This is a genomic window from Gaoshiqia sp. US2 (genome assembly GCF_059705485.1).
The window spans coordinates 3,602,668-3,618,072 of sequence record NZ_AP048550.1 but is presented as its reverse complement, the minus strand read 5'-3'; the positions used below and the strand labels follow the sequence as shown (position 1 = coordinate 3,618,072).

The following is a 15,405-nucleotide window of genomic DNA, read 5'->3' as shown; positions in this document are numbered from 1 at the left end:
TATCAGTTCAGGTTGTGTTTGATGTTTGCCTGGGCGGCAGCTACGCGGGCAATAGGCACACGGTAAGGTGAACAGCTAACGTAGTCGAGGCCAACGCTGTCGCAAAATTCAACAGAGCTTGGCTCTCCTCCGTGTTCGCCGCAAATACCCACTTTGAGCCCGGGTTTGGTCGAGCGTCCTTTTTCAACACCCATTTTAACCAATTGTCCGACACCATTTTGATCGAGAATCTGGAAGGGATCGTTTTTCAGGATTCCGTTATCCAGGTAGACTGGCAAGAACTTGCCGGCATCATCGCGTGAGTAGCCGAGTGTCATTTGTGTCAGGTCGTTTGTCCCGAAAGAGAAAAAATCGGCTTCGGTGGCAATGTGATCGGCCGTGAGCGCCGCGCGCGGAATTTCAATCATGGTCCCCAACAGGAAATCAACCCGGCCGCCTCGTTCCTGAAAAACTTTTTCGGCTGTTTCACGGATAATATCGGCCTGGTTTTTCAATTCGGCAACCGTGCCCACCAGTGGCACCATGATTTCGGGCCGGGCATCAACCCCTCTGGCCTTGAGGTTTAAGGCGGCTTCGATGATGGCGCGTGCCTGCATGGCTGTAATTTCGGGATAAGTAATTCCAAGACGGCAACCACGGTGTCCGAGCATGGGATTGAATTCTTCGAGTTCCGAAATTTTCGATTTGACGGCATCGATGGATATTCCCATTTCGTCGGCCAGCTCTTTTTGCGTTGCCTGCTGGTGAGGAACAAATTCGTGCAATGGCGGGTCAAGCAAACGGACGGTTACACCATAACCTTCCATGGCTTCAAAGATGCCCTCGAAATCGTCGCGCTGATAGGGCAGAAGTTTTGCCAGCGCTTTTTCCCTGCCTTCTTTTGTTGATGAAAGGATCATTTCACGCATGGCTTTGATCCGTTCTCCTTCAAAAAACATATGCTCCGTGCGGCAGAGCCCAATACCCTGGGCGCCAAACTTCCTGGCAACCTGTGCATCATGCGGCGTATCGGCGTTTGTGCGGACAGACATGCGGGTAAATTGATCGGCCAGGTCCATGATCTTACTAAAATCGCCGCCCATGTCCGGATTTTTGGTCTGAACTTTTCCTTCGTAAACTTCACCGGTTGATCCGTTTAACGAGATCCAGTCGCCTTCTTTGAATTTATTTCCGCCGATAGTCATTGTCCGGGCCTTATAATCAATCTTGATGGCGCCGGCGCCGGATACGCAACATTTTCCCATTCCGCGTGCAACAACGGCAGCGTGAGAAGTCATACCACCGCGTGCCGTAAGAATACCGCGTGCGATATTCATTCCTTCCAGGTCTTCGGGTGATGTTTCAATCCGAACAAGAATTGAAACATCGTATTTTGAGGCTTCATCGGCAAAGAATACGATTTGCCCGGTTGCTGCCCCCGGTGATGCCGGAAGACCTTTGGCCAGTATTTTGGCGCTTTTTATGGCATCGGTATCGAACACCGGGTGAAGCAGTTCATCCAGTTTGTTTGGTTCAATACGCATCAAAGCTGTTTTTTCGTCAATGATGCCTTGTTCAAACATATCAACAGCAATTTTCACCATCGCTGCCCCGGTTCGTTTCCCGTTACGGGTTTGCAGTAACCATAATTTTCCTTCCTGTATGGTAAACTCCAGGTCCTGCATATCTTTGTAATGATTTTCCAGTTTTTGCTGAACAGCCACCAATTCAGCATACAGAGCCGGCATGGTTTCTTCAAGCGACGGGAAATTCGCTTTTCGTTCTTCCTCGGTAACGCCGGCCAGTTCGGCCCAACGCTTGCTGCCTTCAAGGGTAATTTGCTGAGGCGTTCTGATCCCGGCAACCACATCTTCCCCTTGAGCATTAATCAGGTATTCGCCGTTAAACAGGTCTTCGCCGGTAGCGGCATCACGTGTAAAGGCAACTCCGGTAGCTGAGGTATTGCCCATATTGCCAAATACCATGGCTTGGACGTTTACCGCGGTGCCCCATTCGGCAGGGAATCCGCTCATTTTTCGGTAGTATATGGCGCGCTCATTCATCCAACTGTCAAAAACAGCATATACAGCGCCCCATAGTTGTTCCCACGGGTCGTCGGGGAAACTTTTTCCGGTCACTTTCAATACGGCTTCTTTGAAACGGATCACCAGTAATTTCAAGTCTTCTGTAGAAAACTGGGTATCCAGTTCAATGTGTTTTTCTTCTTTCAGGGTTTCCATAATCCCTTCAAACGGATCAATGTCTTCTTTGCTTTCCGGTTTCATGCCAAGCACCACATCGCCGTACATTTGTACAAAGCGGCGGTACGAATCCCAGGCAAAACGTTCATTACCTGATTTCTTCGCGATACCCTGAACAGCCAGATCATTCAAGCCCAGGTTTAGTACGGTATCCATCATCCCGGGCATCGAAACGCGGGCTCCCGACCGTACAGATACCAGGCAGGGATTGTCTTTGTCACCGAATTTTGTGTTGGTAAGTTCTTCGATAAGGGCAACCGCTTTTTCAACTTCGGGTTTAATGGCTTCCAAAGCTGCAGCTTTCCCCTGCTGATTATAAATGGTACATACTTCTGTGGTAATTGTAAAACCCGGGGGTACAGGAACTCCAATCAGGTTCATTTCTGCCAGGTTAGCGCCTTTGCCTCCCAGGAGGTTCTTCATACCAGCCTTTCCGTCAGCTTTTCCATTACCGAATGTATAAACGTACTTTCCCATAAAACGCTTTTTTGGATTAGTTAAAATATTGAATTAAGTCTAAGTTTTCAGTTGCTAATGTAGGCGTATTTTTTTTAAAATTGAAATTGAAAGTCAATACATCGAACTGTTATGTAGCTATTGTGTAATTCGTTCCGCTTCTGATTGATATATATCACCCGTGTTGTCGATGAAGTTGGGCTTATTGTTCTTGTAATGAATGTATTGCGAGCTAAATGTTTTCTTAACATTTATTAACGTACCTTGTAGCTTCTTAACGAAAATGCGGGGTATCTTTGAGATGTGATTTTAGTAGAAGAATAAGCATAATTTTTTCATAGAGATAGGTTTGGTTAAGTTAGAAAATAGGATGGTAGCCCCATCCTATTTTCTTTTATAAACAAGCATTCGTTAAGCCAATTAGAAGCATATTCGGTATTTCTGCCTTTGCTTTTGTTTATCGATACGTGAAAGAAACCAAAGGCAAAACCCTGGAAGAGATTTCTCTGGAACAGGAATAAATTTGAACGATGAAACAGTGTGTAATTTTCGACATGGATGGGGTGATTATTGAGAGTGAACCCATTCATATGGCATGTGAGAAAGAAATTTTCAACTTGTTGGGCATTAATGTTTCTGATGAGCAACACCACTCTTTTATCGGGACAACCGACGAAATATTGTGGTCGAAAATAGGGGAGATGTATGAATTGCCAATTAATGTTCCGCATATCATTCAGTTGAAAAAATCGCTTTATATGGAATGTTTGACGAAGGATAACCATTTACTTCCCATTCCATATATACCCGAACTAATTGCCAATTTGCACCGGAATAAGTTTTTACTGGCAGTGGCTTCTTCGTCTCCACATGAGCAAATCGACTATATTCTCACTGCTTTTGGAATACGGAACTATTTTCAGTCAACGGTAAGCGGCGAAGATGTAAAAGTTGGCAAACCCGATCCCGAGATATTTCTGAAAGCTGCCGAATTGCTTGACGTTTCGTCCGAATCGTGTGTGGTGATTGAAGATTCATACAATGGGGTAACGGCGGCTAAAGATGCCAATATGAAATGCATTGGTTTTAGGAACCCCAACTCGGGCAGCCAGGATTTAAGCAAGGCCGATGTCATTATTTCTACCATACCTGAGATAACTCCGGAGTTAATCAAGCGTGTTTTAAGCTGATTTGAAAATAAGCCGGGTATTCGCAGATTCTGGCTGCAAATACCATATTAATTCACATTTGTCATCTTATATTTTCGAAGCCGCCGGCTTGTCCAAAAACAGGATTGTATCGGGGTGTTTTCTTAAAATTGTTGCCGGGCAGGCCGTTGTAATTTCGGCGTTAAGCGTATGGTAGACCGCTTCTGCTTTTCTTTCATCGGGTACGACACAACTGATGGTTTTACAGTTCATGATGGCCGTGATTGTGAGCGAAACGGCTTCTTTGGGCACATCATCCAGTGTAGCAAACCAACCTTCGCCCAGTTGCTGCATCCGGCATTCGTGATCCAGTTCCACTACTTTCACCCAGCGCGGGTCGTTAAAGTCGGCTACCGGCGGGTCGTTGAAGGCAATATGTCCGTTTTCGCCAATCCCAATGCAGGCTACATCAACCGGATGTTCTTTTAAAAGTTTTTCGTAAGCTTCTATTTCTTCATCCAGATTAGCTGCATCGCCATTAATCAGATAAACCTTGCCGGGTTTTACCTGGTCGAGGATGCGCTCCTTCAGGTACTTTCGGAAGCTTGCCGGGTGTTGAACGGATAGTTTTTTGTATTCATCCAGATGAAAAACGGTGATTTTTTCCCAATTGATTTGTTTGTTTTTCAATGCTTCAAGAAATGTAAACTGCGAAGCGCCTGTCGCCAGGATTAAATTGGCATATCCCTTTTGTTGAATGGCTTTATCAAGTTTTTCGGCTACATAGTCGGCTGCGGCTTCGCCCATTTGTATTTTGTCGTTGTAGATCTGGATCTTCAGAAGATCTTTCTGAAATGCATTTTTTGGTTTTTTCATGGTCGTTATTTTATCTTAAAATAGTTCAACAATAGCATAATAACTGGTCAGGAAAGAGAACAGGATAACAGCCACAATCCCCATATTTTCTTTCAGATTTGCCTGATGTCCGTTCATTACATTTTTCCGGTTAATCAAAATGAAAATCGGGATGGCAACTGCCGGAAGAATGCAAGCCTGAAATGCCTGCGAAAAGATCATCAGGGCAGGCGGGCGTTGTTCGAGGAATACGGTGCCAAAAGCAAACAGCATCGCAAAAAAGATAAGGCCACGCGAAAGCGGGGAGTGGATGTTCCGGGGTTTTCCGGTATAGTCTGACACCAGCCAGGGGGCAATCAGAACGATGGGGAAGATGGTTGAAAGCCCCGCGCCTACAATGCCAAAAATTAATATAAAAGCAGCCACTTTTCCTCCTATTGGTTCAAATAGGGAGATCATTTCAACCGTGTTGTCTAATTTCAATCCCATCAAATTTAAGGTGCCGGCAGCAACGGCCATAATAACGCCGCTCAGAAAAAGCATCATGGCTGCCGAGACAAAAGCATCCCTTTTTTCGTTTTTCAGGTGAGCAACATTCCATCCCTTTTCGGCAACGACTGTACTTCGCATGATAAACACGGCAGCCGAGCAGGTGGTGCCGGCGATGGCGGCAATCAGCCCGAAAGAGCCGGGGGTGTCGGGAATGCCCGGAACCAGGCCTTTTGCCAAAGCAGCCATACTGGGCTTAACCATAACAAAAACCACCAGAAAGGACAGACCCATCAGGATCACAAAGGTGATCAGCACTTTCTCGAAGGACTGATAACGACCAAACCAAAGCAGAAAATAAAGCGCAACAACGAGGAAAAGGATAATCCACACGGTGTCAACATGAGCGCCGTTAAAACCAAGGCGGATACCTTCCTGGACCAGATCGGCTACAATTCCCATGACGCCAACGAGGGCCAGCAGTTCTCCGAGAATCAATGCAATCAGGATATAAAGCGCCAGTATCCAGCCTTGTTTAAATTCGGATTTGATGTTGAAGAGCGCGGTCTTACCGGTTACCAATGTTACTTTTCCGTAAGCCACCATCAAGATGAATGTGAAAATACATGACAAAACAAGCGCCCAAAAGAGTTCCATGCCGTGTTCAGCTCCTGTTTTTGCCATTGTTGTTACACTTCCCGTTCCGATGTTGTACCCGATCAAAAACAATCCGGGCCCGACTGCACTGAGCGCAACGAGTATTTTTTTTACCAAACCTTTTTGCATAAATTATTGAATGTATGATGATTAATTTTCAGCTTCGTAAACCAGCTTTCCTTCCACGTAGGTTTTTTTTATATTCAATTCCCGCTCGCCAATGGTGAAAAGGATTAGGTCGGCGCGTTTGCCGGGAGCCATTTCGCCGCGATCGGTTAAACCGTACAGCTTCGCCGGGTTGGTGCTTCCCATGCGGATGGCTTCAGCCAGGGTACAACCGGTTATATTCATGATGTGGACTACGCCCGCCGTGATGGGTGTGGCTGAGCCATACAACACATTTTGCGCCGGATAGCGCAACAATCCATTTTCCATCAACTCGATGGTTTCACCGTCCTCGTTGACGTATTTTCCGGCAGGCAAGCCGGCAAAACCTGTAATGTCGGAGGTGAGGATTGTTTTTTCCGGCCCTTTTACTGCATAAAACGTTTTGATTTCTTCATCCCGAAGATGAAATCCGTCACAAATGATGCTGACAGACAATCCGTCGTTGGCCAGTTGAGGCCATAAGGGGTTATCGTGCCGGTTAATCAGGTTGGCGCATCCGTTTCCAAGGTGTGTGCTGATTCGGGCGCCATTTAAAACAGCCTGGTCAACAACGTTTTTTGATGCATTGTGATGGCCGAGCGCGACAATAATTCCCATTGCCGAACACCGACGGATAAACTCCGGCGCCCCATCTAACTCAGGGGCAATGGTTACCGTAAGGATGCTGTTGTCTGAAGCTTTGTAAAAGGCTTCAAACTCGTTCCAGTCGGGCTTACGCACGTGTTGTTTCGGGTGAGCTCCCCGGAAACCGTCTTCAGGAGAAATATACGGTCCTTCCAGGTGAAATCCGGGTAATGATCCTCGCAACGATGGATCGTTTTTGGCTTTGGCCAGTACCCTGAGGTTTTTTAATAAGGTTTCCCGGCTGTTGGTGGTGAGCGTGGGCAGGTAAGTGGTGACCCCTTTTTCCCAGAGCCCTGCCGTGGCCTTTTTTACCCCATCAAGCGTCAGTTCGCTGCCTCCAAATACAAACGAGACTCCCATGTATCCATTCACCTGGTTATCGATCAGCCCGGGGGCGATATAAAGCGTTTGGTTTTCATCTGATAATTTTTCGATTCGCCTGATATCCGCAATTTTTCCGTCCGTTATTACCACTGAAACCGGGGTATGGTCGAGGTAATGCAGCCCTTCAATTTTTATCTGTCCATATGATGTTTTCATCCATATCATAGCTAAACAGAGCAGGAAATAGTTGAATTGACGTTTAACCGGATTAATCATTGCAATTTGTTCGTTTTTAGATTTTTACGTCTATCCATTTTCCGTTGTTGCCCGATTTTTCGAGGGCTTCCAAAACGGCCACACTTTTCAGGATGCTTTCGTGACTTCGTGGTTCTTTTCCGGTGCGGAACATTTCGACCATGTCCGAGTAATTCTTGCCCGGAACAGGTTCCTGTACCCTCGATTTTAGTTCTTTAATTTCGTTTTTGGTTTCAACGTAGGTATTCCATCCATAGGAAAGACGCTTGAAAATGAGGGTTGCCAACAAGCCGCTTGTAAACAACAGGCTTGCACTGCCGTGACTGCCATTTCGCGTCACCCTGACCTTTTCAATATCTTCTCCGAAAATGACCATCAGGGGCTCAATCAGGTGGATCCCGTAAAAAAAGATCCCGCCATATGGCGAGTCGAAATCGGCAGGCCCGTAACTGACGATGTTGTTAAATTCTTCTAATTCCTGCACTTGTTTTCGGATATCGAATGTGGCGGCGCTTTGGGTAACAGAGCTAAATGAGGTAACAGGTGTGCCTTTTTCCCTGGCCATAGCCAGAAATTCTTTTCCTTCGGATACCCGGTAACAAAATGGCTTGTCGATAAACGCGGGAATTCCGGCCTCCACAAATGGTCTGGCTGCATCCAGGTGATATTTTGCGTGACGGTGGTCGACAATCAACGCGTCGATTTTTCCCAGCATTTCTTTGGGATCTTTCACCATGTTTGGAATATTTCCTTTTTGCATAGCCGTTTTGGCAAAGTCTTCCGTTTCGCCCCAAACGTAACGGACTTCGACTCCCGGGAATTTTTTTTCAATATTGAAAACCTTGCCTAGCCCGATGGTATGTGAGTTCTCTGCACCAATAATCCCGATGATGAGGGGCTTTTCGTTGGATTCATTTTTGAATATTATGTTCGAAGCCGCTCCAATTGCCGGTGAACATGCAAGCGCAGACATGGCAGTTCCCTGACTTACTTTCTTTATAAATGATCTCCGTGTTTCCATTTTTTTAGTTTTTACAAGTTCGTTCTAAATCAATCAGAGTTTCATTTCCCAGCCCTTTTCGTAATCTCTCGACCAAAGAAGTTCTGCTTGTTTGTTATTTAGGATGCGACCTGTTTTCGGGTCAATCCCGAGCGAGTTTCCAACGCGTTGGGCAATATTTCCCAATTGGACCAACAGGGTGCTTTTGTGCCCGGAATCAATATCTGCTGCTAATTTTTCTCCATTCAAAATTGCGTTGAAAAAGTTTTGAATATGCAGGGCATCGAGGTTTTGCGCGGGATTTGCCAGGTTTCTCGGGTCGATTTTGAAATCGTCCTTAACTTCTTTCACGATTGCGCCCTTCAAGTCAAAAATGGTGTAGTTATTGCCGCCGGGCAGTAGCATCGTTCCTTCTTCTCCGTAAAACATTGCCCCGGCCGAACTACCTTCAATCGGTGTTCCGTTGCAACTTCTGCCTTCCCAGGTCATGGTCACACCCTCCGCAAAATCAAAATTGATCACTTGGGTATCGGGCGTTTCCCAATCATCCTGATAGCGGTAGCGCCCGCCGTTCGAACTTACCCTGACGGGGTAATCTACGCCGAATCCCCAGCGTAACAAATCGACCATGTGTGTGCCGTTATTTAAGGCTTCGCCGGTTCCCCAATGCCAACGCCAGTGCCAGTTGTAATGCACGATGTTGTCTTTATAGACTTGTCGGGGGGCAGGACCTTGCCAAAGGTCCCAGTCCAGCCATTCAGGAGCCGGAACTTCTTTGCCAATCCCGATGGGACCACGATTATTGGTATACCAGCTTTTCCCAAAATAGGTTTTCCCGATTACCCCGGCTTTAAGTTCCTCAATCGCTTTGATTACATTGGGCCACGAACGTCTTTGGTTACCCATTTGGATAACTTTGTTGTATTTGGAGGCCGCTTCACGAAGTAACTCGCCTTCACGGGGATTGTGGCTGCAAGGTTTTTCAACATACACGTGTTTGCCGGCCTGCATGGCTAAGAGAGAGGCCGGGGCATGCCAGTGGTCGGGCATGGCGATTACAACGGCGTCAATATCTTTTGATTCGATCGATTTTCGAAAATCCGTAAACCCGACTGCTTTCCGGCCTTGCCTTTTTTCAACCGTACTGATGCATTTTTCCATAGCGTGGCGATCAACATCGCAAACATGGGCAACTTCGGAATTAGGCTGACTGGCGAAATTATCAGCCAACGCATTGCCTCTCGAGTTGACTCCAATTGCAGATACCCTGATCCGCCCGTTTGATCCAATGATTCGTTTGTAACTTTGGGAGCTGAACCCTGGTAAGATACCTCCAAAATAAGTTGCGGCAACTCCGGTCGCCGATTTTTTGATAAACGTTCTTCTTGAATTAGTCATGGGATAGTGGTTTACAAACTATTTATTTTTGTCGTCCGAATTCGTTATTCTAAAAATACGTTTACGGTTAAGTTGCTTCAAAGGTATCGAACTGAAATAATATACGCAAACGTTTGCGTAAAAATTTTTACATGTATTTTGAGATGGAATCAGATGAGAAAGATTATTTTTTCACGACTATATATCGTATGTCGATTTGGAAGAGGTAATTTAAAAATAGAACAAGATCATTGACTACCTCGCATTTTTATTTTAGTTTTACGCAAACGTTTTAATTCAGAAGTCTATCCTCGTTTTGATATGGAAAATAAGCGTGTTACAATAACTAAACTGGCCGAACTGTTGGAAGTTTCACCCTCTACGGTATCCAGGGCTTTGCAAAATCACCCAAGTATTGGAAAGGAAACATGCAAAAAGGTGCAAAAACTGGCTGTCCGGTTAGGCTATTTCCCCAATTCGATCGCTGCAAACCTGAGAAGGAAAAAGACAAATTTCATTGGGGTGATTGTACCGCGTATCGATCGTCATTTTCACTCGTACGCCATTAGCGGAATGGAAGAAGTGGCAAATAAGGCCGGTTATTATGTCGGGATATTCCAGTCAAATAACTCGTATCTGCGCGAAGTTGAAAACACGAAGGTGCTATTGTCCAATAGGGCCGATGGTGTTATTGCCTGTTTGGCGCTTGAAACAAATCGGTATGATCATTTCTTAAAATTTAAAGAAAACAATACGCCGCTCGTTTTTTTCGACAGGGTTTGTTACGAGATTGAATCGAGCAGGATACTGATTGATGATTTTGAGGCGGCATTTAAAGTTTGTGAGCACCTGATTTCGATGGGCTGTAAGCGGATTGCCCATATTGCCGGCAACCAGAATTCGTCGATATTCAGGAACAGGCTGGAGGGCTACAAAGCAGCGTTAAAAAAGAACCAGATAGAGCTGGATAATGAACTGATTTGTTATGCCAGCGACCTGGCGAGGGAAGAGGGATGGACGTTTGCCGGTCAGCTGCTTCAATTGGATAAACGCCCGGACGGATTGTTTTGCGCCAACGATGAAACGGCAGTCGGCGCTATTCAGCTGGCAAAAAAAGAAAATCTGAGAATTCCGGAAGATTTGGCTGTTGCCGGTTTTAGCAATACCCCGGCCTCTGTGATCATTGAGCCTGCTTTGACAACCATCGATGACCATGCTTTTGAAATGGGGCAGGCTGCTGCCCGTTTATTGATCCGGCAAATTGAAAATTACGATGATAATATTGCTTCTGAAACCGTTTTTATACGGAATGATCTGATTATAAGGAAATCAACACTTCTAAAATAGCCGGTTTATCACACCAACTGTCAGATTTCTGCTAAAAAACATATTGGCGGATTGGGTGGATTTTTATTTATATGCCATATTTGTAGGACAAATAGGATTATACTAATTTCATAAATATGAGTTTTAAAATCGACAATAGAACAATTACCCTGGTTGATAAGGTAGAAGTGTCCATTCTGGACTATATCAAAGAAAAAAAACTGATACCGGGCGACTCTCTTCCCAATGAGATGGATTTATCCAAAGAGTTGGGAATTAGCAGGAATGTGTTAAGAGAAGCGCTTAGCCGGCTTCGGATGCTTGGCATCGTGCAGTCGCGTACCCGCAAAGGGATTGTTATCCAGGAGCCATCTTTAATGTCGGGTTTCGAGAAAGTAATTGAACCTTACCTGCTTGGAGAAAGGGCCATTGTAGATATGATGGGCTTACGGATTGCGCTGGAAATCGGGCTGACCGATTTTTTGTTCAAGAACCTGGATGACCGGAAGGTTGACGAATTGGAGAACATTGTCCGGTCGCAGGAAGCGATGAAGTTTAGCTTAACAGTGGAACAGGAAACCGAATTTCATAAAAAGATCTATGAAATTTCAGGGAACAATTTCATTATTCAGTTTCAGCAGATTATTCATCCGGTTTTTGAATTCGCAAAAATGAATTATGAAAGCTATTTTGCCCCGGTCAACGAACGTTTACTGCAGGAAGGAAAAATTGTAACTCACCAGCACCTCTTCCAATGTATAAAAAACCGGGACATGGAAGGATACCGCCAGGCCATCAAAACCCATCTTCAACCATACATGGAATTTATTTACAAGGGAATTTAGCAAACGAATGAATTTGAAATTCTACATATTTATCACCGTTTTGTTATTCGGACTGAATGTTTACGCTAAGCCGGCATACGAGCATCACTTTCAGGTGAACATCGTAGGTAAACTGCCGGCAATTGATTCTGTGCAAACGAATCCGGGGGTGGCCGGGGCATTTTCAGGAATTACACAAGGCAGACTGATCGTTGCCGGCGGCGCCAATTTTCCTGACGCATTACCCTGGGAAGGCGGCCGGAAAGTTTATCACGACCGGGTAACTGTGTTTTTGTTGAACGGAAACGAGCTCAGTCTGGTTGATCAGTCATTCAGATTGCAGAATCCCCTGGCGTACGGAGCTTCGGTTTCTTTGCCCGAAGGTGTTTTGTGCATTGGGGGAAATGATCAGTCGGTTTGTTATCCACGTGTTTTTTTGCTGCGCTGGAACGACCTTCAGCAAACTATTGATATCGAAAACTATCCCGACTTGCCGGTACCGTTGAGTTTTACGTCGGCCGTATTGTTGGGCAACGCGGTGTATGTGATTGGCGGCTCATCTTCTCCCGACGGGATTGATCCCGGCAACCACTTTTTCAGACTCGACCTTTCGAAAAAAGGCGCCCAACAATTTGAATGGGAAAAACTTCCTGCTTTTCCCGGATTGGGCCGGGTTTTTCCTGTTTCTGCCGTCCAGTCAAATGGTACCCGCCCGTGTATTTACCTGTTTAGCGGGCGCCATGTTGATGAATCGAAAAAAATGACCGTGCTCAAAGATGGTTTGTTTTATGATCCGGTATTAAAAGTATGGAAAGAGAATGGAAATCAGGGGTCGCCGGAATTTCCGGTGATGGCGGGAACTGCTTTTCCGCTTGGGGCAAACAGTATTGTTTTTGTGGGAGGGGATTCGGGCGAACTTTTGCTAAAAGAACAACAATTTAAAAGCCAACTAAACCGGACGATCAGCGAAGGGGATACGGAGGCTGTTTCCCGTATTCAGGCTGAATTGATCAGCCATCTGGAAAATCATCCGGGATTTTCAAAAAATATTTTGCTTTACAATACCATCACAAATACCGTGACCGCCGGCGGCAAATTTGGATTTTTATGTCCGGTTACGACCAACGCCATTCTCTATGGAAGCGGGGTCATTTTAACGAGTGGAGAAATTAAACCCGGCATCCGCACGCCCGACATTATCCAGGTCATGCCGGTCCGGCAGTCTTTTCAGTTTGGCGGGCTGAATTCAGCGGTCATTTTTCTCTACTTTCTTTTGCTGGTTTTTGTGGGATACTTCTTCTCGAAAAAACAAAAAAACACCGATGACTACTTTAAGGGCGGTGGCCGCATTCCGTGGTGGGCCGCCGGTCTGAGCCTTTTCGGGACGGCCCTGAGCGCCATCACCTTTATGGCTGTACCGGCAAAAACCTATGCCACCGACTGGGCCTATTTTGCGTTTAACATGTCTATCTTTTTGGTTGCCCCGGTAATCATCATTCTTTTTATTCCCTTTTACCGAAGGTTGAATGTGACGACCGCCTATGAATATCTTGAAAAAAGGTTTAGCCTGACGATTCGTTTGCTGGGCAGTGTTTCATTCATCTTGTTTCAGATCGGTCGTATGGGAGTTGTGCTGTTGTTGCCGTCGCTGGCACTGAACGTAGTGACGGGCATGAATGTTTTTTTGTGCATTGTATTGATGGGCATTATCAGTTTGATTTATACGATGATGGGCGGTATTGAAGCCGTTATCTGGACGGATGTCATTCAGGTCGTTGTGTTGCTCACCGGAGCCATGATTGCGATCTTTCTGATGATAAATGCCATTGATGGCGGTATCGGCACGGTTTACGAAACAGCAAGTTCGGCCAATAAGTTCAACTTGCTTGACCTCCGGCTGACCTTACGTGAGCCAACCGTTTGGGTGATGCTGATTGGCGGCTTATTCACAAACATCACCACTTACGGGACCGACCAAACCATGGTGCAACGCTACCTGACCACCAAAACAGAGAAAGAAGCCCGGCAAAGCGTATGGACCAATGCCTGGCTGACCATTCCGGCAACCATCCTGTTTTTCTCTATGGGAACCACTTTATTTGTTTTTTATAAAAATTTTCCCGGATTGAGTAACCCGATGCTCGAAAACGCTGATGCGGTGTTTCCGTGGTACATTGCGTCGGAGCTTCCGAACGGATTTTCCGGTCTGTTGATTGCCGGGATCTTTGCGGCGGCAATGAGCAGTTTGTCGAGTAGTATGAATTCAGCTGCCACGGCCTATTCCACCGATATTCATTTCCGCTTTAAGCTAACATCAACAATTTCGAAACTCAAAATTGCACGGTCTGCAACTTTTATAATCGGCCTCGCCGGAACCTTATTTGCCCTGTTTATGGCGACCTGGAACATCCAGTCGCTTTGGGATGAATTTAACAAACTGATCGGCCTGATTATTGGCAGCCTGGGTGGACTGTTCCTGCTTGGTATACTTACACGCAGGGCCAACGCTCCGGGGGCATTGATCGGGATTGCAACCAGTATCATGGTACAGGTTTGGGTTAGCAACCACCACACGGTGCATCTGCTGATGTACACGGCAACCGGCGTTGTTTCCTGTTTTATTGCCGGGTGGCTGGCAAGCCTGTTTTTCACGGGAAAAAAATCAACAGATGAATTCACAATTTATAGAATTTAATGATAAACAGATTATTATAAAAACAAACAAATGCAAAAACTAAAAGGATTAATAGCAGCACCATTTACACCCATGTTTGAGGATGGTACCCTCAACCTGGGATTGATTGCCCCGTATGCAGCGAAATTAAAAAATGACGGGGTGAATGGCGCTTTTATTTGTGGAACCACCGGCGAAGGAATGCTAATGGCCCCGGAAGAACGGATGGCTGTTGCCGGAGAATGGATTAAAGAACAAACCGTTGATTTTAAGGTGATTGTTCATGTAGGGACGACCTCTTACGTTCAATCGAAAAAACTGGCCGAACATGCCCAACAGATTGGAGCTTCGGCGGTTGGCTGTATGGGTCCCATCTTTTTGAAGCCGGGCAGGGTGGAAGATTTGGTCCGGTTTTGTTCCGAAGTGGCTTCGGGTGCGCCGGATCTGCCATTCTATTATTACCACATTCCGACTGTTTCTGAAATCTGGTTGTCAATGCCTGAGTTTCTGAAAAAAGCCCGGTCTGTCATTCCCAACCTGGCCGGTATCAAGTTTACCCACCGAAACATGATGGAAATGATGCAGTGCATAAAAGCGGATGGCGGGAAATGGGACATTCTGCACGGTTTTGATGAAGAGCTTTTGTGCGGCATAAGTGTGGGGGCGCAAGCCGCCGTGGGAAGCACCTTCAATTACTTGGCCGCGATGTACCGGAATCTGATGGAAGCGTTTTGGGCCGGAGATATCGAAGCTGCACGTCATTATCAGTACCAGTCGGTGAAATTTATTGAGATCCTTATCCGCTACGGGGGAGGTGTGATTGGAGGAAAGCCCGTCATGAAAATGCTCGGACTGGATTGCGGACCACTTAGGGCGCCTGCCCAAAACCTTTCGTCTGAGGAGTTTAATCAGTATGAAAAAGAACTGAAAGCGATCGGTTTTTTTGATTGGGTGAATCCTATAGTGAGTGTGTGAAAAATCTAAATCA

The 15,405-nt window shown here is 45.9% G+C and carries 11 protein-coding genes; 5 read left to right on the top strand and 6 right to left on the bottom strand.

Going from position 1 to position 15,405, the window contains the following annotated elements; all coding sequences use genetic code 11:
• Positions 1-2: 2 nt before the first annotated feature.
• Entirely contained in the window at positions 3-2,717 is a 2,715-nt protein-coding gene (ppdK, locus tag AC6H3C_RS14575) for a pyruvate, phosphate dikinase (protein WP_497516133.1), read from the bottom strand.
• A gap of 509 nt (positions 2,718-3,226) precedes the next feature.
• On the opposite strand from ppdK, the gene AC6H3C_RS14570 reads away from it, so the two are divergent.
• A complete protein-coding gene (locus AC6H3C_RS14570) occupies positions 3,227-3,886 on the top strand; it encodes an HAD family hydrolase (protein WP_497516132.1) in 660 nt (219 codons plus the stop codon).
• Positions 3,887-3,952: 66 nt separating this feature from the next.
• Here the strand turns inward: AC6H3C_RS14570 and AC6H3C_RS14565 are convergent, their stop codons facing one another.
• The 5 genes from AC6H3C_RS14565 to AC6H3C_RS14545 form a co-directional block, all read right to left on the bottom strand.
• Positions 3,953-4,720, bottom strand: a complete 768-nt coding sequence (locus tag AC6H3C_RS14565; RefSeq protein WP_497516131.1) for a glucosamine-6-phosphate deaminase — start codon at positions 4,718-4,720, stop codon at positions 3,953-3,955.
• A 15-nt stretch (positions 4,721-4,735) separates the two neighbouring features.
• Positions 4,736-5,974, bottom strand: a complete 1,239-nt coding sequence (locus tag AC6H3C_RS14560; protein WP_497516130.1) for an Nramp family divalent metal transporter — start codon at positions 5,972-5,974, stop codon at positions 4,736-4,738.
• Positions 5,975-5,995: 21 nt separating this feature from the next.
• Positions 5,996-7,177, bottom strand: a complete 1,182-nt coding sequence (locus tag AC6H3C_RS14555; RefSeq protein ID WP_497516129.1) for an N-acetylglucosamine-6-phosphate deacetylase — start codon at positions 7,175-7,177, stop codon at positions 5,996-5,998.
• Between the two features lie 76 nt (positions 7,178-7,253).
• Complete coding sequence (locus AC6H3C_RS14550; RefSeq protein WP_497516128.1) at positions 7,254-8,237, bottom strand: Gfo/Idh/MocA family protein; 984 nt, start codon at positions 8,235-8,237, stop codon at positions 7,254-7,256.
• Positions 8,238-8,270: 33 nt separating this feature from the next.
• Positions 8,271-9,614 carry a Gfo/Idh/MocA family protein gene (locus AC6H3C_RS14545; RefSeq protein WP_497516127.1) on the bottom strand — a complete coding sequence of 448 codons (1,344 nt, stop codon included), beginning with the start codon at positions 9,612-9,614 and terminating at the stop codon, positions 8,271-8,273.
• 300 nt (positions 9,615-9,914) lie between these two features.
• On the opposite strand from AC6H3C_RS14545, the gene AC6H3C_RS14540 reads away from it, so the two are divergent.
• The 4 genes from AC6H3C_RS14540 (at position 9,915) to AC6H3C_RS14525 (ending at position 15,392) form a co-directional block, all read left to right on the top strand.
• Positions 9,915-10,940, top strand: coding sequence for a LacI family DNA-binding transcriptional regulator (locus AC6H3C_RS14540; protein WP_497516126.1), 1,026 nt, complete (start codon positions 9,915-9,917; stop codon positions 10,938-10,940).
• A gap of 116 nt (positions 10,941-11,056) precedes the next feature.
• Positions 11,057-11,764: a FadR/GntR family transcriptional regulator gene (locus tag AC6H3C_RS14535; protein WP_497516125.1), complete on the top strand. Its 708-nt coding sequence runs from the start codon at positions 11,057-11,059 to the stop codon at positions 11,762-11,764.
• 7 nt (positions 11,765-11,771) lie between these two features.
• Entirely contained in the window at positions 11,772-14,438 is a 2,667-nt protein-coding gene (locus AC6H3C_RS14530; protein WP_497516124.1) for a sodium:solute symporter family protein, read from the top strand.
• 30 nt (positions 14,439-14,468) lie between these two features.
• Positions 14,469-15,392, top strand: coding sequence for a dihydrodipicolinate synthase family protein (locus tag AC6H3C_RS14525; RefSeq protein WP_497516123.1), 924 nt, complete (start codon positions 14,469-14,471; stop codon positions 15,390-15,392).
• Positions 15,393-15,405: the final 13 nt, after the last annotated feature.